Genomic DNA, 15,526 nt, shown 5'->3' with positions numbered 1-15,526 from the left:
CGCCGATTGGATCGCGCTTCGCCGGGATTGATCAGGAATCTGCAGCGGCGATCTCGGATTTGCCTCCAAGTATCGTCGGTTCGGCATAGCGAGGGGGCAACGGCAGGCTTTGCCTGATCCCCGACAGCTATTCGGCGTCGCTGCCCTGGAAGTTCCGGCGCCATGCGCCCGGCGTCCTGCCCGCAAGCTGGCGAAAGACGCGCGTGAAGTGGCTCTGGTCCCCGAAGCCGCACATCAACGCGATATCGGAGAGCGGCAGATGCTGCTGGACGAGATGCTTCTTCGCCTCCGACACCCGCAATTGCAGCAGATAGCGCTGGGGCGCCACACCGAGGCTTTGCCGAAACGCGCGGGCAAAATGGCTGGGCGTCAACCGGCACTCGCTCGCCACCTGCGCGATCGTCAGGTTCGACGCCAATCGTGCGGTCATGATCTCCCTGGCCCGGCGCTGCTGCCAGGCGGCAAGCCCTCCGTACCCAGCGGCGGCTTCGGCTTCGAGGCCGCCATAGGCGCGCGCAAAATGGATCAGGAGAGCCATCGCGATCTGATCGGTCAGAAGCTGGTTCGCGCCGGGCGAAGCCGAGGCGTGGACCAGCGCCTGCGACAGCCCCCACAGAATCTCGTCCGGGGCCTCGCCTTCCGAGCGCAATGTCGAAGCGGTGCGGCCTCCATGCTGTGCACCAATCAACGCGAGCCCGTCGGCAGGAACATAGAACTGGAGAGCGTCGAAGCGGCCTCTGAACTGCCACTGCGGATCTTCACGCAAATCCACGACGTTCACGGATTTCGCGCGGAAGCGGCCTGAGCGATATCTCTGCCCCCCGAGCCAGCCGGAATGGCATTCGAGATCGTCGATTTGGCAGAGAATGGAGAACGCACCCTCGCTATGGGTCTGGCTTGTGCGCTCCCTGAAGCGGCGCCCGCAGGACAACCGCGTGGCAGCCAACCCCAACTGGCCGTCGAGATGAAACTCCGATACGACCTCGCCCCGCATCCCGAAATGATCGGCGACGCGCTCGCCGAAAAAGCCCCTCGCGTCCCGTCCTGTCGACACTTGCATGAACGCCGCTCCTGGCAACGCCTGGGGCTGTCAAAGCCGCGGCGATCTTCACGTTAGTCGCCCTCGGATCCTGATCCCTCTCCCAGCCAAACTGGCGGTCGTGCCTCGATCGTTCACATATAAGAATCGTGCATGATCGATGATTGACGGTCGTCAATAGCAAGAAAAGCGATAGGCTGAAAAGGGAGGCGTCATGGCCGGCAAGCCGCTTCTTACCCGTGTAGCGCTCGTCGATCAGGTGGCTGCTTTGCTCACGCAGCGCATCCTTGACCGTGTCTACGCCCCGGGTGCGAAGCTCAACATCGATGCGCTCGCACGCGAGCTGGAGGTGAGCTCCTCACCGATTCGTGAAGCGCTGACGCGGCTCTGCGGGCTCGGTCTGGTGGCATCGGTCTCCTTCACCGGCTTTTCGGTTGCGCCCGAACCTCCGCGCGCATGGTTCGAGCAGCTCAAGGATTTCCGCATCCTCAACGAGGGCTTTGCCGCCCGACATCTTGCACGCACCCGGCAGGCAGAATCGATCATCGCGATGCGCGCCAGCATCGAAGCCATGGAGAGGAAGCTGTCCGAAGAAGGCGCCGACGACCACGACTATGTCAGCGCCAGCCGGCTCGACGAGACATTCCACGAGGCCATTCTCTCAGCCTCCGGCAACGCGATCCTCGCCCAGGCCGTGCGCAATCTGCATCCGCATCTGCACCACGCCCGTCTGGTCAACAGCCGGCCGCACGACATCAAGCCCGTGCTCGACGAGCACCGGGCCATTCTGGATGCGATCGTCCGGGGCGACGAAGATGGTGCCGAAGCGGCCGTCGCACACCACCTGAACGTCTCCTGGCAACGCTACTGCGATGACGCGGCGCGGCAGCCCTCGCAGAAGGACACCTAGCCCGGCTCGATCATGTCGCGGGCGCAAGCGAGGTCGGCGCCATCGTGATGATGCCCCCGCGAGCACCCGCAGCGGCATCATCGCTCGCTCAGCTCACTTGGCGGCATTCGGCCCGATCGTCTCGCCATGGGTCACGCGCTCCGGCGCCTTGTGGACCATGGTGTAGGCATAGTCGACGCCCATGCCGTAGGCGCCGGAATGCTCCTTCACGATCGCCATGACGGCATCATAGGTTTCGCGATGCGCCCAGTCGCGCTGCCATTCGAGCAGAACCTGCTGCCAGGTCACCGGCACCGCGCCAGCCTGAACCATGCGGTCCATGGCGTATTTATGTGCGTCGCTGGAGGTGCCGCCGGAGGCGTCCGCCACCATGTAGATCTCGTAGCCGCCCTCGAGCATGGCGCAGAGCGCGAAGGTGGTGTTGCAGACCTCGGTCCAGAGGCCGGAGACAACCACCTTCTTGCGGCCGTTGGCGGCGAGCGCATCCCGGACGTTCTGGTCGTCCCAGGAATTCATGGACGTCCGCTCCAGGATCTTGTTCTGAGGGAAGACCGCCAGCAGCTCCGGATAGGTATGACCGGAGAAGCTGTTCGTCTCGACCGTGGTGATCGTCGTGGGGATGTTGAAGGCCTTCGCAGCCTTGGCAAGGCCGACGACGTTGTTCTTCAGTACCTGCCGGTCGATCGACTGCACGCCGAACGCCATCTGCGGCTGCTGGTCGATGAAAATGAGCTGGCAGTTCTTCGGGGTCAGGACTTCCAGATACTTGGACATGTTGCTCTCCTTTGGGCGACCGGGTGAATGCTTGGCAACGCGTGGCGGGGCGATGATTTTGCGCAGGCGTCGCCCGTGCAGTCCGCGTCAGACGCAATCTCTCATGGCTCTGTTTCCCCTCGATGCTTCACCGGCCTCGGCGGCGGGTCGACGTGCAGGAAGTGTCGCACGACTGGGCCGCCCTCACCCGCATGGAAGCGCGCGACCTCCTTCTGCAGATCGGCATCGGCCTTCGAGACGCGGCGATGCTGGCGCAGATGCTCGGCCCAGGACGAGACCATGAACCACTCGACCAGCTTGTCGGGATCGGCGGTGTCCTCGGTGATGCCCCAGCCATAGGCGCCGTCACGCCGCCGCTCGGCCGACAGCGCGTTGATCGCGCGCAGGAAGGCTTCACGGTCGGCCGCCGGCACGCGGTACTCGATCAGGATCAGCACGGGGCCGCGATCGTTTTCGACCGTGGCGGCGGTGAGCGGCTCCGGCCAATGGTTGGACGGCGCGAGATCGGCCTCCCCGGCCGGCAGCTTGATCCGGTGCATGACCATGCCGGCGACCAGCAGCGCGGCCGCGCCGATCAGCAGCGTGCCGCGGATGCCGGCCGCTTCCGCCACCGCGCCCCAGCCCAGGCTGCCGGCGGTCATCGCGCCATTGAACACGGTCAGATAGACTGCGAGCGCCCGGCCGCGCACCCAGTTCGGCAGGATCGCCTGAGCCACGCCGTTGAGCGTCGTCAGCGCCACGATCCAGGCCGCGCCGAGCAGCAGCAGGATCATGACGGCGAGCCATTGCGGCGGCGAGAGCGTCAGCACCGCCATGACCAGCGCGGTCAGGACGGCCGAGAACAGCAGCAGCCCGTCGGCATCGAGCCGGGCGCGCAGGCGCGGCAGAAGGATGGCGCCGCCGATCGCCCCGGCGCCGACCGCGCCGAGCAGGATGCCGTAGAAGCCGGCGCCGCCGCCGAGGAGGTTGCGCGCGACCAGCGGCAGCAGCGCCCAGACCGCGCTGGCGCAGGCGAAGAAGATCGCCGCGCGCAACAGCACGACATGCAGTTCCCGGCTCGCCTTGGCATAGCGCAGCCCGGCCCGGAAGGCCCCGGCGAAACGTTCGCTCAGCGCATCGTCCGCGCCCGGCGCGCGGCGCCACCAGATCAGGGCGCCGATGACGATGACGTAGCTCAGCACGTCCGCGCCATAGGTGAAGCCCGCGCCGAAGGCGGCGAGGATCAACCCGCCCAGCGCCGGGCCGATGGCGCGGGAGATGTTGATGCCTAGCGAGTTCAGCGCCACCGCGCTCTTGAGGTCGGCCTTGCCGACGAGCTCGGGCACGATCGCCTGCCAGGTCGGCGCCATTAGCGCCGCGCCGACGCCGCCGAGGAAGGTCAGGCCGACCAGGGCGGGCACGCTGAGCTGCCCGGTTCCGGCCAGGAGCATGAGCGAGAGGCTGACGCAGCCGAGCAGGATCTGGATGGCGATCAGGAACTTGCGGCGGTCGAGGATGTCGGAGAGCACGCCCGCCGGGATCGCGAGCAGGAAGATCGGCAGCGTCGCCGCCGCCTGCACCAGCGCCACCGCCGCCGGCGCGCCGGAGAGGTCGGTGACCAGCCAGGCGCTGGCGACGTCGCGCATGAACGAGCCGATATTGCCGATGATCGTCGCCGCCCAGAGCACGGCGAAGACTTTCTGGCGCAGCGGCGCGAAGCCGGAAGCCGCAGCCGGGGGTGGGGCGACGCTCATCGCGTGACTCCCTTGCGGGCGCGATCGTCGATCGCGACCAGGATGAAGCCGCCGATCAGCCCGAGATGCTCGAAGAAGCCGTTCATCGCCATCATCCGCCCCTGCCCTGCCGGCATCTCCCAGAAGCGCAGGGCGAGGAAGGTGGCAGCGAGCGTGAAACCGGCGAGCGCCAGCGCCGCGAGCCCGCGCCAGCGACCCACCAGGATGAGCGCGCTCATCGCCAGTTCGAAGACGATCACGCCGACGGCGAAGAGCGGCGCCGGGGACAGGCCGAAATGATCCATCTCGGCGATGGCGCCCGGAAAATCGAGGATCTTGGTCACCGGCCCCTGGATATAGGCGGCGCAGAGCAGCAGCAGCGCTGTCCAGCGCAGCACGCCTGTTCGCGGCACCGCCGCCGATTGGTCGCTCCCGGCCATATCATACCGCCCAGCAGGCACAGCCGAGCGCGCCCCAGAAGCTGCGGAGGTCGCCGACCGGCAGCTTGCTCGACCAGGCGCCGGCATGGTCGTGGCCATGGACGTTGCAGGAACTGGCGCAGCCGCAGTTGGTCATGGCCGCCCGGCGCAGCGAGTTCTTGCCGGCGCCGTCAGGCTCGCCCCAGGCGGCATAGCCCTTGAAGGTGCGTACCGGCGACCAGTCCGGCATCGCCGGCGGCGGGGCGCTCTCGTCGAGCCTCACGAAATCGCGGGCGCCATAGACGACCTTGCCGCCGACGACGGTGAGGTCGGCCGAGATATGCGAGATCTCGTCCTCCGGGCAGGCAAAGAAGTCGCGGTCGGGTACGATCAGATCGGCGAACTGGCCGACTGCGATCCGGCCCTTCTTGCCCTCCTCGTTCGAGAACCAGGTGACGTTCTCGGTCCACATCCTCAGCGCGGTCTCGCGGTCGAGGCAGTTGCGCTGCGGCGTGATCCGCAGGCCACCGACGGTCTTGCCGGTGACGAGCCAGGAGAGCGAGACCCAGGGGTTGTAGGAGGCGACGCGTGTGGCATCGGTGCCGGCCGAGGTCTTGATGCCCTTCTCCAGCATGCGCGCCACCGGCGGTGTCGCCTCGGCCGCAGCCGCGCCGTAGCGCTCGACGAAATACTCGCCCTGATAGGCCATGCGGTGCTGCACGGCGACGCCGCCGCCAAGCGCGGCGATGCGGTCGATCGAGCGCTCCGAGATCGTCTCGGCATGGTCGAAGAACCAGTTCAGCCCCTTCAGAGGGATATCTTTGTCGACCTTCTCGAAAACATCCAACGCGCGCGAGATCGTCTCGTCATAGGTGGCGTGCAGGCGCCAGGGCCAGCGGTTCTCGGCGAGGATGCGCACGACACCTTCGAGATCACCCTCCATCTCCGGCGGCATGTCGGGCCGCGGCTCGCGGAAATCCTCGAAATCGGCGGCGGAGAAGACGAGCATCTCGCCGGCGCCGTTGTGCCGGAAATAATCGTTTCCCTGCTTGTACGTCGAGGTCTTCGTCCAGTTGAGGAAGTCGTCCTTCTCCTGCTTCGGCTTCTGCGTGAACAGGTTGTAGGCGAGGCGGATGGTGAGCTGGTTCTCGTCCGAGAGCTTCTGGATGACGGCGTAGTCGTCCGGGTAGTTCTGGAAGCCGCCGCCGGCATCGATCGCGCCGGTGACGCCGAGCCGGTTGAGCTCGCGCATGAAGTGGCGGGTCGAGTTGACCTGATAGTCGAAGGGCAGCTTCGGCCCCTTGGCCAGCGTCGCATAGAGGATGGCGGCGTTCGGCCGTGCGAGCAGCAGCCCGGTCGGATTGCCGTTGGCGTCACGCGTGATCTCGCCGCCCGGCGGCTGTGGCGTGTCCTTGGTGTAGCCGACGGCCCGCAGCGCCGCGCCGTTGAGCAGCGCCCGGTCGTAGAGATGCAGGATGAAGACCGGGGTGTCCGGCGCGACGGCGTTGAGCTCCTCGATCGTCGGCAGGCGCTTCTCGGCGAACTGGTGCTCGGTGAAGCCGCCGACGACGCGCACCCATTGCGGCGGCGGCGTCACCGCGACCTGGCGCTTGAGCATGCTCATCGCATCGGCGAGCGAGCGCACTCCGTCCCAGCGCAGCTCCATGTTGAAGTTCAGCCCGCCGCGGATGATGTGCAGGTGGTTGTCGATCAGGCCCGGCAGCGCGCTGCGGCCCTTCAGGTCGATCACCTTCGTGTTCGGCCCGGCATGGGCCATCACCTCGGCCTGCCCGCCAACCGCCAGGAAGACGCCGTCCTTGACTGCGACCGCGCTCGCCGTCGGGTTGCCGCGATCGAGCGTGGTGAAGCGGCCATTGCTGAGGATGAGATCGGCGGTCATCGGCTTGTCTCCGGATGGCTGGGGCTGACCCTGGGCGAGAGCCGAGGAAGCTAATCCGGGAAGGGCGAGCCCACCCAGCACCGTGCGTCGCGTCGGCATCAGCTGCGCTCCTTCTCCGGCGCGACCGCTTGCGAGGGCGTGGTCGCCTGCGCGGACTTGGCGCCGCCGGGCAGATGGCCGAAGACATGCGGCTTGATCTGATGCTCCCAGGACTGCGCCGCCGGCGCCTTCGTCCACAACCCGCGCAGCAGCGGTGGCAATTGCTCGCCGATCAGGATGCCGAGCAGCCCGACCAGCGCCACCACCGGCGGTGCCGGAGAACGCACATTGATCAGGCTGTAGATCACCCCGACCAGAAGACCCGCACCAAGCGACATCAGATAAATCTTCATGCGCGCACCCGTGCCTGGAAATTGAGGCCGCCCGTCCAACGCTCGGAGAACCGCTCTGTCTGGACAGGCTGGAACGCTGGCGCGTTCAAGTCTTGTCGGTTTGAACGATCCCTTGTCTGATCTGCCGATCGCGGCGGCGGCTCAGCTTACGCCAACGCGCGCGGAAGCGCGCACGATAAGCGCGACCGGCCTCGGTTTCACGCAGGCGCCATATCCGGATTTGCCGATGTCAGTGAACGGCGGCTTCGAACGGAATCGTCACATCGCGAGAGCGGCTTGCGCCGGTTTGTACGGTTGGCGCAGGCTCTCCGCGACCTGAGCGTTGGTGATCTGGCCGCGATGGATATTCAGCCCCGCAGCGAGATGCGGATCGTTGCGGATCGCATCCAGGCCGCCAGCGGCCAACGCCAGGCCGAAGGGCAGCGTTGCGTTGTTCAGTGCGTAGCTCGATGTAAGCGGCACAGCACCCGGCATGTTGGCAACGCAATAATGGATCACGCCGTCAATTTCGAAGGTCGGGTCCGCATGTGTCGTCGGATGGGAGGTTTCGAAGCAGCCGCCCTGGTCGATTGCGACATCGACGAGGACCGCACCGCGCTTCATCCTGGAGAGCTGCGAGCGCGATACGAGGCGCGGAGCGGCGGCCCCGGGGATGAGCACGGCGCCGATGACGACATCCGCGGCGAGGACTTCCTCCTCGATCGCGTGGAGCGTGGAAAAGCGCGTCCTTGCCCTGCCGCCAAAGTGCTCGTCGAGCTGCCTGAGCCGCGGCAGGGACCGGTCCAGAATCACCAGATCGGCTCCCAGACCAGCAGCCATGCGCGCCGCGTGAGTACCAACGACACCACCCCCGATGATGGCAATGCGCGCAGGAAGCACCCCCGGCACACCGCCGATCAGTACGCCGCGGCCACCGGCATGCCGCTGCAGGCAAGCGCCTGCGGCCTCGATCGATAGCCGACCTGCCACTTCGCTCATGGGGGCCAGCAATGGCAGGCCGCCGGCCTTGTCGGTCACGGTTTCATAGGCGACCGCCGTGACTCCGGATTTCAGGAGCCCGGCCGTCTGTTCCGGATCGGGGGCGAGGTGCAGGTAGGTGAACAGGATTTGCCCCTCGCGGAGCTGCACCCACTCTGATGGCTGCGGCTCCTTCACCTTCACGATCAGCTCGGCCTTGGCGAAGACCTCTGCTGCGCTCGCAACGATCGTGGCGCCCACGGCCTCATAGGCGGTGTCGGGCGCGGAAATGCCGGCTCCGGCGGTCGTCTCGACAAGGACTTCGTGGCCCGCCGCGGTGTATTCGCGTACGGCCTCCGGGGTCAGCCCGACCCGGTACTCGTGAACCTTGATCTCCTTGGGCACACCGACGCGCATTGCTTCCTCCTCGTTATGGTTGGAGCTTGGCGATCCCGCGCCGGTGCCGGCACGGGACTAAGCCCGCGAATGAATGGCTCTCCAGATGGTCTGCGGCGTCGCCGGCATGTCGATATGGCGCACCCCATGGGGCGAGAGGGCATCGACGATCGCGTTCATCACCGAAGGCAGGGAGCCGGCGCATCCGGCTTCCCCGCAGCCCTTCGCGCCGACCGGGTTGGTTCGGGTCGGCACGCCCTGACTGATGAAGGAGAAGAACGGTACGTCCGCCGCGCGCGGCATCGCATAATCCATGTAGGAGCCGGTCATCAGCTGGCCGGTTTCGTCATAGGACGTCATCTCGCAGATCGCCTGGCCGATGCCCTGCACGACCCCGCCATGGAGCTGCCCCTCGACGATCATCGGATTCACCAGAACCCCGAAGTCGTTGACCATAACATAGCTAGCGATCTCGACATGCCCGGTGTCCGGATCGATCTCGACCTCGGCGATGTGGCAGCCGTTGGGATAGGCCGAGGGCGCCGCCTTGAAGACGTGATCCACATCCAGCTTCCGCGGCAGGTCCTCGGGCAAGGGCGCGCCCGCCTGCAATTTCTCGGCGAGCTCCATGATGCCCATCGAGCGGTCGGTCCCGGCGATGCTGAAGCGGCCATTGGCGAATTCGATGTCGGCGACACCCGCTTCCAGGAAGTGCGCGGTCAGGAGCTTGCCCTTCTCGATCACGCGCACGCTCGCCTCGATGATCGCCGAGCCGCTCGCCATGATCGATTTCGAGCCGCCGGTACCGCCGCCCGCGATCAGGCGATCGCTGTCTCCTTGCATGAGGCGGATCTTATCGAACGGCACGCCGAGCTGGCTCGTCAGGACCTGGGCGAAGGGCGTCCAGTGTCCCTGCCCATAGTCGAGCGTCCCGGTGACGATGGTGACCGTTCCGTCCGGCTCGAAATGGATGCCACCCATCTCGTTGCTAGGAGGGGCAGTGACCTCGAGGTAGCAGCCGATCCCGCGGCCGCGCAGCTTGCCGGCCTTGCGGCTGGCACGCTCGCGCGCCCGGTAGCCCTTCCAGTCGGCCGCCTCCAGCGCCCGGGCGAAGAGAGCCGGGAAGTCGCCACTGTCGTAGACAGTCCCGATCGGGGTCTTCCAGGGCAATTGCCGGGGCCCGATCAGATTGCGCTGCCTGAGAACCGCCCTGTCGATCCCCATCTCCCCGGCGGCGGTGTCGATCAGCCGCTCCATGAAGTAGTTGCCCTCGGGGCGTCCGGCGCCGCGATAGGCCGCGATCGGCACGGTATTGGTGACGGCACACCGCGTCTGCACCTCCACCAGCGGCGTGCGGTACATGCCGACGCTGTTCTTGCCGATGTTCAGCGTGGCCATCATCGGGCCGGGGGGCGAGAGATAACCGCCCATGTTGCCGGTACCGGTGAAGCGCGTCGCCAGGAACCGCCCGCGCGCATCGAGGGCGAGCTCGGCCTCGAAGACCATGTCGCGGCCGTGATGGTCGGAAACGAAGCTTTCGGACCGCTGGTCGGCCCATTTCACCGGCTTCTTCAGCAGCCGCGCCGCATGCAGCAGCACGACGTATTCCGGAAACACGGCCGACTTCATGCCGAATGAGCCGCCGACATGGCCGGTGACAAGCCTCATCCGCTCCTGCGGCACGCCCATCGCCGCCGCGAGATTGTTGCGCATGCCGAAAGCGCCCTGGCTCGGGGCATGGAGCGTGTAGCGCTTCGCTTTGCCATCATAGATCCCGATCGCGGCGCGCGGCTCGATCGGGTTCACGATGATGCGGTTGTTGACGATCCGCACCTTGGTGACCTGCGCGGCCCCGGCAAAGGCCGCGGCGACCTTCTCGGCGTCGCCGAAATGATAGTCGAGGATGAGGTTGCCGGGTACGTCGTCGAACAGCTGCGGCGCGTCGGGAGCAAGCGCCGCCTCCACCGAGGTGACCGCGGGCAAGATGTCGATATCGAGCGACACGGCCTCGGCGGCGTCGCGCGCCTGCAGCGCCGTGCGGGCGACAACCATCGCGACGGGGTCGCCGACGAAGCGCACCTTGTCCGCCGCGAGCGCCTTTCGGACCGGCTTCCTCATCGCGGTCCCGTCACGGTTCGGCAGGTCGACCTGACATTTCAGCGAACCGTAGTTCTGCCCCTCGAGGTCACCCGCCGTGTAGATCGCGACGACGCCCTTCATCGCTTTCGCAGCGATGGTGTCGATGCCCCGAATGACGCCGTGGGCATGCGGGCTGCGGACGAAGGCCGCGTAAAGCTGTCCTTCCAGCGAAAGATCGTCGGTGTAGCGCCCTTCGCCGCGTACGAGGATCGCATCCTCGTTGCGCGGGACCGGCTGGCCAATTCCAACGCGATCGGTCGAGCAATCGGCCTGAGAAACATGCATGTTCATCGCGAGGCACCACAGTCGAAAAGAAATCGAGGCGATGACTCCGGCAGACAGCTGCCATTGCCTTCGACCTCGCGCGGGCGCCGCCTCGTTGCGAGCGGCGTACCCCGCTGCCGACAACCATAGGCGTGCCAGAGCGAATTGGCGCCTGAGGCTGCGACATAGCTCCATTGACCGTGTCGGATAGCTCGGCCGAAAGCCGCACCGAGCTTTGCCCTTGCGGGAACGGCGGCGACGGAACCAAATGCGGTGCGAACTCCCAACGCCGGTCTGCGATGTTCAACTTCTTGGATGGCTGCCTTGATTGGGCGGAAGCACTGGTTGAAGGGCGACTTGCACGGCGAAGGCTGGCCAGGCGTGAAGCCGCCGCACTCATCAAACGGGCGGGTTCGTCTGCATTTGAGGCTGCGCAGCAAATTGCCCTGCTGGCCCGGCAGCGCGGCGACAAGCAGGCTACAGAACTCTGGCTTGAGGTTGCCCGCGAGATCACGCGACGAGATGCATCCAAGCGCGGATAATGCTGCGCGCTCTGAGCTCGGGCCGGATTCCTGCCCGGTCCTCTCCGCGATCGACCGCGCGGCGCGCCATGCCGGCCGTGATCGCGCCCACGTCTCGAAAGCTCAGTTGGCGGAGCGGCACCTTTTCGCTGGGCAACCGAAGCGATCGCCTACGCATCAAGCGTGGTTTCGGCAGCCATGATGCGCAAGCAAAATTCTATACTCAAGCGATTTTGGAAATAATGACCCGCGTCAAATAGGAGTTTAATAGAATGAAATTGCCCCCGTTGATTCTGATGGCAAAACCTGCTTATCAACCGCGCCGATAAGCCGAACAAGATAAGAATTTTGCCAAGGAAAAACCGGTCCGATGAGCAATTTCTACGAGGAGCAGGTTCTCAGCGTTCATCATTGGACCGATACGCTGTTTAGCTTCACGACGACGCGCGATGCGTCATTCCGCTTCAAGAACGGCCAATTCACGATGATCGGACTTAAGATCAACGAGAAGCCGTTGCTGCGGGCGTATAGTGTCGCGAGCACCAACTATGACGAGTGCCTGGAATTCTTCTCGATCAAGGTGCCGGACGGGCCTCTGACATCGCAACTCCAGAACCTCAAAGTTGGCGATCCGATCGTCGTCGGCAAAAAGGCGACCGGCACGCTCGTCCTCGACAATCTCAGCGACGGGAAACGCCTTTTCCTGCTTGGCACCGGCACCGGACTGGCGCCTTTCCTCTCGCTGATCCGCGACCCCGAGACTTATGAGCGCTTTCAGAGCGTCGTCCTCGTGCATGGTTGCCGGCAGGTCGCGGAACTGGCCTATGGCGAGCGGATACAGAGCCAGCTGCCACAGGACGAGTTCCTCGGCGAAATGATCCGCAAGCAGCTCGTCTATTATCCGACGGTGACTCGCGAACCGTTTCGCAATCGCGGCCGCATTACCGATTTGCTGACCTCCGGCCAGCTCTTCTCTGATATCGGCCAGCCCGGCCTCGACCCACGCAGTGATCGATTCATGCTATGCGGTTCACCGCAGTTGCTGGCCGACCTCAAATCAATTTTCGCCGCGCGCGGGCTGCGAGAGGGCAACCACGGGGAACCCGGCGACTACGTGATTGAAAAGGCTTTTGTCGAAAAGTAGCCCCGTATGATCCGACACATCGTGTTTTTCAGCGCCAAGACAGCGGACAATATCGAAACGATACGCAGGGGCCTGTCGATCCTGACAGGCATACCCCATGCTCTAAGGCTTGAGATTGCCGAAAATCGGAAGTCGGACCCGCTCAGCTCCGAAGTCGATATCGTCGTCTACGGAGAATTCGAGAATCACGCTGCTCTGGCAGCGTACAAGGCCCATGAGCTCTATGCCGAAGCCATAAGGCGGGTTCGGCCCCTGCGAGAGTTGAGGCTTGCCGCGGATTACGTGATCTCGGAGGCGACGACTGAACCCGTGATCGCCGCCAAACCGTCGACCGACAGCCCTTCGCGTTGATCGGCGCAGGCCGATTGCCCCTGGGAGCGGACCGCTCCGCCTCCGCCGGCGAACTCGTTTTTGGAAACATCGCCAAAAACGCGCTCTGCCCCCGGAAAGCGGCGCGTGCGCAGATCCTTTTGAAAAGACAGATAGCGCGAAAGGCGGATTGCGCGCCTCCCGCGCCAGCAGCCAACTCGGCGCCTCCGCCGGATCGCGCATCCCCAGGCTCTGCTTCGCCTCGCGCTTGCCGATGAGGCATCGGAGATCGTCCGGGACGTGCCTGTGGAGCCAGTAGATGCCGCTGCTCCGATGCTTCCGAAGCGCGTCATTATCAGGGCCATTGCGCCTCTGCGCACCAGCCGGGCGGCCGCAAGTTCTTGATTTGCCTTGTCTCTCTGGAAAATCAATTCCTTGGCGAGATGATGGCGGACAGGGAGGGATTTGAACCCCCGATACCCTTGCAGGTATGCCGCATTTCGAGTGCGGTGCATTCAACCACTCTGCCACCTGTCCGCGGTCGCCTTCGGTCGAAGCGAGGCGCTTGTTACACAAGCCGTGCCCGAGGGGCAAGCCTCCCGAACAGGAGAATTCCACTCTTCACAGCCGCTTTCGCTTGACCTCTCCCGGCCATGCGACTATCGAGCACCGTCCGGCGTGGGGAAACCCGCGCCTGATCTCTTTTGGCCTGCGTGATGCGTCGCAAGCCGGCAAGAGCAAACCTGACCACGCAATCGACTGCCAAAAAGCCGTCCCGCATGCGCGTCCATTCCGGAGGCCATGACAGGGCGGGGCCGAACATGGAGGACAAAATGTTCGCAGTCATCAAGACCGGCGGGAAGCAGTTCCGCGTCGCCGCCAACGACAAGATCACCGTTGCCAAGATCGAGGGCAACCCGGGCGACACCGTCGCCTTCGGCTCCGTGCTGATGCTCACCGAAGGTGAGAAGACCACGCTCGACACCAAGGCCCTTTCCGAGATCACCGTCGCCGGTGAGATCGTCGAGCAGGCCCGTGGCGAGAAGGTCATCGCCTTCAAGAAGCGTCGCCGCCAGAATTCGAAGCGCAAGCGCGGCTTCCGCGCCGAGCTGACCGTCATCCGCATCACCGACATCCTCACCGGCGGCAAGCAGCCGGAGATGAAGAAGGGCGATGTTTCCGCCGCTGCGCCGGCTGCCGCCAAGGCCAAGGCCGCTCCGAAGGCCGCCAAGGCCGAGGCCGGCGAGGAAGCCGAGCAGCCGAAGAAGGCCGCGGCTAAGAAGGCCCCTGCCAAGAAGGCGAAGGACGAGGCTTCGTCCGAGGCCTGAAGTCGGGTTTCCCGGCGTCGATATCCGCGCCGGATCACCATCGCCGAGGCTTCGGCCTCGACCTGTCGCTCCTGACAGAATGGTGCTCCGGCATTTCGTATCCGAGACGGGTGGCCTTTGCCCTCGATTCGGGTTAGAGAGACAGCACAAGTTTTGAGGTAGGGCGTTATGGCTCACAAAAAGGCAGGCGGCTCGTCGCGTAACGGCCGCGATTCCGAAAGCAAGCGACTAGGCGTGAAGCGCTTCGGCGATCAGGCCGTCGTTGCCGGCAACATCATTATTCGTCAGCGCGGCACGAAGTGGCATGCCGGCGCGAACGTTGGCATGGGCAAAGACCATACCCTCTTTGCGACGACGAATGGCCGCGTCCGATTCACGACGAAACTCGGCCGAGCTTTCGTGAACGTAGTGCCGGCCCAAGAGGCCGCAGAGTAAAAGGCGGATAGGGAATTTCCTCGATCCGCCGGTTCCATCGAACCGAACGGATCAAGGGCAGGGCCCGAATAGGGTTTCCCGAAGGTCAGCGAAGGGGAGATGGGACCAAAGTCCCAGCTCCCTTTTTTCGTTTGCGCCGACGGAGAGACCGATGTTCCCCGAACTGACCCGCGACGATGTCTTCCGGCTCGAGACCCGGCGTCTCTGGCTGCGTTGGCCCCGCATGGCCGATGCTGCGGCTATCCTTCGCCAGGCCGGCGAGAAGGCCGTGGCCGAGATGACGGCATCGATTCCACACCCCTACCCGCCCGAGGCGGTCGAGCCCTTCATCTTCGCGATGCGCAAGGGCAATGCGCTGGGCGATCACCTCGTTCTGGCGATCACCCCACGTTCCAAGCCGAACGAGCTGATCGGCATGATCGGAGCCCATAAGCAGGCTTCGGGCACACCCTTCATCGGCTACTGGCTGGGCACGCCGCACTGGGGCAAGGGCTACACGACCGAGGCGGTGCAGGGGCTGATCGACACCCTGTTCTCGCTGGTCGACCTGCCGGCGATCGAAGCCGATACCCGCGTCATCAACCCGGCCTCGCGGCGTGTTCTGGAGAAGTCCGGCTTCCGGGCCGAGGGCTCTTTCCTGAAGTCGCTGCCGGCGCGTGGCGGGCTGTTCCCTTGCGAACAGTTCCGGCTCGACCGCTCGACCTGGGCGGCGCTGAAGAGCTGGAGCGCCAGCGGCTGGGCCCATGCGCCCGAGCAGGAGCCAGGGGAGGAGCCGGCGCGCTCGCCGGCGCTCGGGATGCTCCCGCGCCGTCAGCAGGAGCAGGCCGAGCCCTGCCCGGCTTGAAGGACGACGACGCGTCTTTGCGAGCGAAGCAACGAAGCAATCC

The 15,526-nt window shown here is 65.2% G+C and carries 15 protein-coding genes, 1 tRNA gene and 1 pseudogene; 7 read left to right on the top strand and 10 right to left on the bottom strand.

What is annotated here, in order from left to right; genetic code table 11:
* Window positions 1-127: 127 nt before the first annotated feature.
* On the bottom strand, window positions 128-994 hold the full coding sequence (locus tag AB4Z10_RS22160) for a helix-turn-helix domain-containing protein (protein ID WP_441472558.1): 867 nt from the start codon (window positions 992-994) through the stop codon (window positions 128-130).
* Window positions 995-1,253: 259 nt separating this feature from the next.
* Between AB4Z10_RS22160 and AB4Z10_RS22155 the strand changes: the two genes are divergently transcribed.
* Window positions 1,254-1,949, top strand: a complete 696-nt coding sequence (locus tag AB4Z10_RS22155; RefSeq protein ID WP_441472557.1) for a GntR family transcriptional regulator — start codon at window positions 1,254-1,256, stop codon at window positions 1,947-1,949.
* Window positions 1,950-2,042: 93 nt separating this feature from the next.
* Here the strand turns inward: AB4Z10_RS22155 and AB4Z10_RS22150 are convergent, their stop codons facing one another.
* The 7 genes from AB4Z10_RS22150 to AB4Z10_RS22120 all read right to left on the bottom strand — a co-directional run bounded on the left by AB4Z10_RS22150 (window position 2,043) and on the right by AB4Z10_RS22120 (window position 10,929).
* Window positions 2,043-2,723 carry a hydrolase gene (locus tag AB4Z10_RS22150; protein ID WP_441472556.1) on the bottom strand — a complete coding sequence of 227 codons (681 nt, stop codon included), beginning with the start codon at window positions 2,721-2,723 and terminating at the stop codon, window positions 2,043-2,045.
* Window positions 2,724-2,824: 101 nt separating this feature from the next.
* On the bottom strand, window positions 2,825-4,456 hold the full coding sequence (locus AB4Z10_RS22145; RefSeq protein ID WP_441472555.1) for an MFS transporter: 1,632 nt from the start codon (window positions 4,454-4,456) through the stop codon (window positions 2,825-2,827).
* Window positions 4,453-4,875: a DoxX family protein gene (locus AB4Z10_RS22140; protein WP_441472554.1), complete on the bottom strand. Its 423-nt coding sequence runs from the start codon at window positions 4,873-4,875 to the stop codon at window positions 4,453-4,455. The genes AB4Z10_RS22145 and AB4Z10_RS22140 overlap by 4 nt, the downstream gene beginning before the upstream one ends.
* A 1-nt stretch (window position 4,876) precedes the next feature.
* Window positions 4,877-6,853: an amidohydrolase gene (locus tag AB4Z10_RS22135; RefSeq protein WP_441472553.1), complete on the bottom strand. Its 1,977-nt coding sequence runs from the start codon at window positions 6,851-6,853 to the stop codon at window positions 4,877-4,879.
* A complete protein-coding gene (locus tag AB4Z10_RS22130) occupies window positions 6,853-7,146 on the bottom strand; it encodes a XapX domain-containing protein (RefSeq protein ID WP_441472552.1) in 294 nt (97 codons plus the stop codon). The genes AB4Z10_RS22135 and AB4Z10_RS22130 overlap by 1 nt, the downstream gene beginning before the upstream one ends.
* Before the next feature lie 258 nt (window positions 7,147-7,404).
* Window positions 7,405-8,520 (bottom strand): alanine dehydrogenase, encoded by a 1,116-nt coding sequence (gene ald / locus AB4Z10_RS22125; RefSeq protein WP_441472551.1) that lies wholly within the window; start codon window positions 8,518-8,520, stop codon window positions 7,405-7,407.
* 57 nt (window positions 8,521-8,577) lie between these two features.
* On the bottom strand, window positions 8,578-10,929 hold the full coding sequence (locus AB4Z10_RS22120) for a xanthine dehydrogenase family protein molybdopterin-binding subunit (RefSeq protein ID WP_441472550.1): 2,352 nt from the start codon (window positions 10,927-10,929) through the stop codon (window positions 8,578-8,580).
* A 272-nt stretch (window positions 10,930-11,201) separates the two neighbouring features.
* Between AB4Z10_RS22120 and AB4Z10_RS22115 the strand changes: the two genes are divergently transcribed.
* The 3 genes from AB4Z10_RS22115 (at window position 11,202) to AB4Z10_RS22105 (ending at window position 12,918) form a co-directional block, all read left to right on the top strand.
* On the top strand, window positions 11,202-11,444 hold the full coding sequence (locus tag AB4Z10_RS22115) for a hypothetical protein (RefSeq protein WP_441472549.1): 243 nt from the start codon (window positions 11,202-11,204) through the stop codon (window positions 11,442-11,444).
* A gap of 349 nt (window positions 11,445-11,793) precedes the next feature.
* Window positions 11,794-12,567 (top strand): ferredoxin--NADP reductase, encoded by a 774-nt coding sequence (locus AB4Z10_RS22110; protein ID WP_441472548.1) that lies wholly within the window; start codon window positions 11,794-11,796, stop codon window positions 12,565-12,567.
* A 6-nt stretch (window positions 12,568-12,573) separates the two neighbouring features.
* Window positions 12,574-12,918: a Dabb family protein gene (locus tag AB4Z10_RS22105; RefSeq protein WP_441472547.1), complete on the top strand. Its 345-nt coding sequence runs from the start codon at window positions 12,574-12,576 to the stop codon at window positions 12,916-12,918.
* Window positions 12,919-13,110: 192 nt separating this feature from the next.
* Here the strand turns inward: AB4Z10_RS22105 and AB4Z10_RS22100 are convergent.
* Window positions 13,111-13,308, bottom strand: a pseudogene (locus tag AB4Z10_RS22100) (DUF6538 domain-containing protein); the annotation flags it as partial.
* Window positions 13,309-13,323: 15 nt separating this feature from the next.
* Window positions 13,324-13,413 (bottom strand) — tRNA-Ser (locus AB4Z10_RS22095).
* A gap of 296 nt (window positions 13,414-13,709) precedes the next feature.
* On the opposite strand from AB4Z10_RS22095, the gene rplU reads away from it, so the two are divergent.
* From rplU to AB4Z10_RS22080, 3 genes are all read left to right on the top strand, one after another.
* Window positions 13,710-14,204, top strand: a complete 495-nt coding sequence (gene rplU, locus AB4Z10_RS22090; RefSeq protein WP_441472546.1) for a 50S ribosomal protein L21 — start codon at window positions 13,710-13,712, stop codon at window positions 14,202-14,204.
* Between the two features lie 168 nt (window positions 14,205-14,372).
* Entirely contained in the window at window positions 14,373-14,639 is a 267-nt protein-coding gene (gene rpmA / locus AB4Z10_RS22085; protein WP_038363769.1) for a 50S ribosomal protein L27, read from the top strand.
* Window positions 14,640-14,790: 151 nt separating this feature from the next.
* Window positions 14,791-15,483 (top strand): GNAT family N-acetyltransferase, encoded by a 693-nt coding sequence (locus AB4Z10_RS22080; protein ID WP_441472545.1) that lies wholly within the window; start codon window positions 14,791-14,793, stop codon window positions 15,481-15,483.
* Window positions 15,484-15,526 lie beyond the last annotated feature (43 nt).

The organism is Allobosea sp. RAF48 (assembly GCF_052114025.1).
In the GTDB taxonomy this organism is placed as follows: Bacteria; Pseudomonadota; Alphaproteobacteria; order Rhizobiales; family Beijerinckiaceae; genus Allobosea.
Note: the sequence above shows the minus strand (reverse complement) of the source record. Positions and strands in the feature narration are given on the sequence as shown.

Excerpts from the sequence above, each read along its gene's own strand:
- AB4Z10_RS22135 (WP_441472553.1), bottom strand. The coding sequence starts at position 6,853 with ATGCCGACGCGACGCACGGTGCTGGGTGGGCTCGCCCTTCCCGGATTA.
- AB4Z10_RS22160 (WP_441472558.1), bottom strand. The coding sequence starts at position 994 with ATGCGGGGCGAGGTCGTATCGGAGTTTCATCTCGACGGCCAGTTGGGG.
- ald (WP_441472551.1), bottom strand. The coding sequence starts at position 8,520 with ATGCGCGTCGGTGTGCCCAAGGAGATCAAGGTTCACGAGTACCGGGTC.
- AB4Z10_RS22105 (WP_441472547.1), top strand. The coding sequence starts at position 12,574 with ATGATCCGACACATCGTGTTTTTCAGCGCCAAGACAGCGGACAATATC.
- AB4Z10_RS22120 (WP_441472550.1), bottom strand. The coding sequence starts at position 10,929 with ATGAACATGCATGTTTCTCAGGCCGATTGCTCGACCGATCGCGTTGGA.
- rpmA (WP_038363769.1), top strand. The coding sequence starts at position 14,373 with ATGGCTCACAAAAAGGCAGGCGGCTCGTCGCGTAACGGCCGCGATTCC.
- AB4Z10_RS22145 (WP_441472555.1), bottom strand. The coding sequence starts at position 4,456 with ATGAGCGTCGCCCCACCCCCGGCTGCGGCTTCCGGCTTCGCGCCGCTG.
- AB4Z10_RS22115 (WP_441472549.1), top strand. The coding sequence starts at position 11,202 with ATGTTCAACTTCTTGGATGGCTGCCTTGATTGGGCGGAAGCACTGGTT.
- AB4Z10_RS22130 (WP_441472552.1), bottom strand. The coding sequence starts at position 7,146 with ATGAAGATTTATCTGATGTCGCTTGGTGCGGGTCTTCTGGTCGGGGTG.
- AB4Z10_RS22110 (WP_441472548.1), top strand. The coding sequence starts at position 11,794 with ATGAGCAATTTCTACGAGGAGCAGGTTCTCAGCGTTCATCATTGGACC.
- AB4Z10_RS22150 (WP_441472556.1), bottom strand. The coding sequence starts at position 2,723 with ATGTCCAAGTATCTGGAAGTCCTGACCCCGAAGAACTGCCAGCTCATT.
- AB4Z10_RS22080 (WP_441472545.1), top strand. The coding sequence starts at position 14,791 with ATGTTCCCCGAACTGACCCGCGACGATGTCTTCCGGCTCGAGACCCGG.
- AB4Z10_RS22140 (WP_441472554.1), bottom strand. The coding sequence starts at position 4,875 with ATGGCCGGGAGCGACCAATCGGCGGCGGTGCCGCGAACAGGCGTGCTG.
- rplU (WP_441472546.1), top strand. The coding sequence starts at position 13,710 with ATGTTCGCAGTCATCAAGACCGGCGGGAAGCAGTTCCGCGTCGCCGCC.
- AB4Z10_RS22155 (WP_441472557.1), top strand. The coding sequence starts at position 1,254 with ATGGCCGGCAAGCCGCTTCTTACCCGTGTAGCGCTCGTCGATCAGGTG.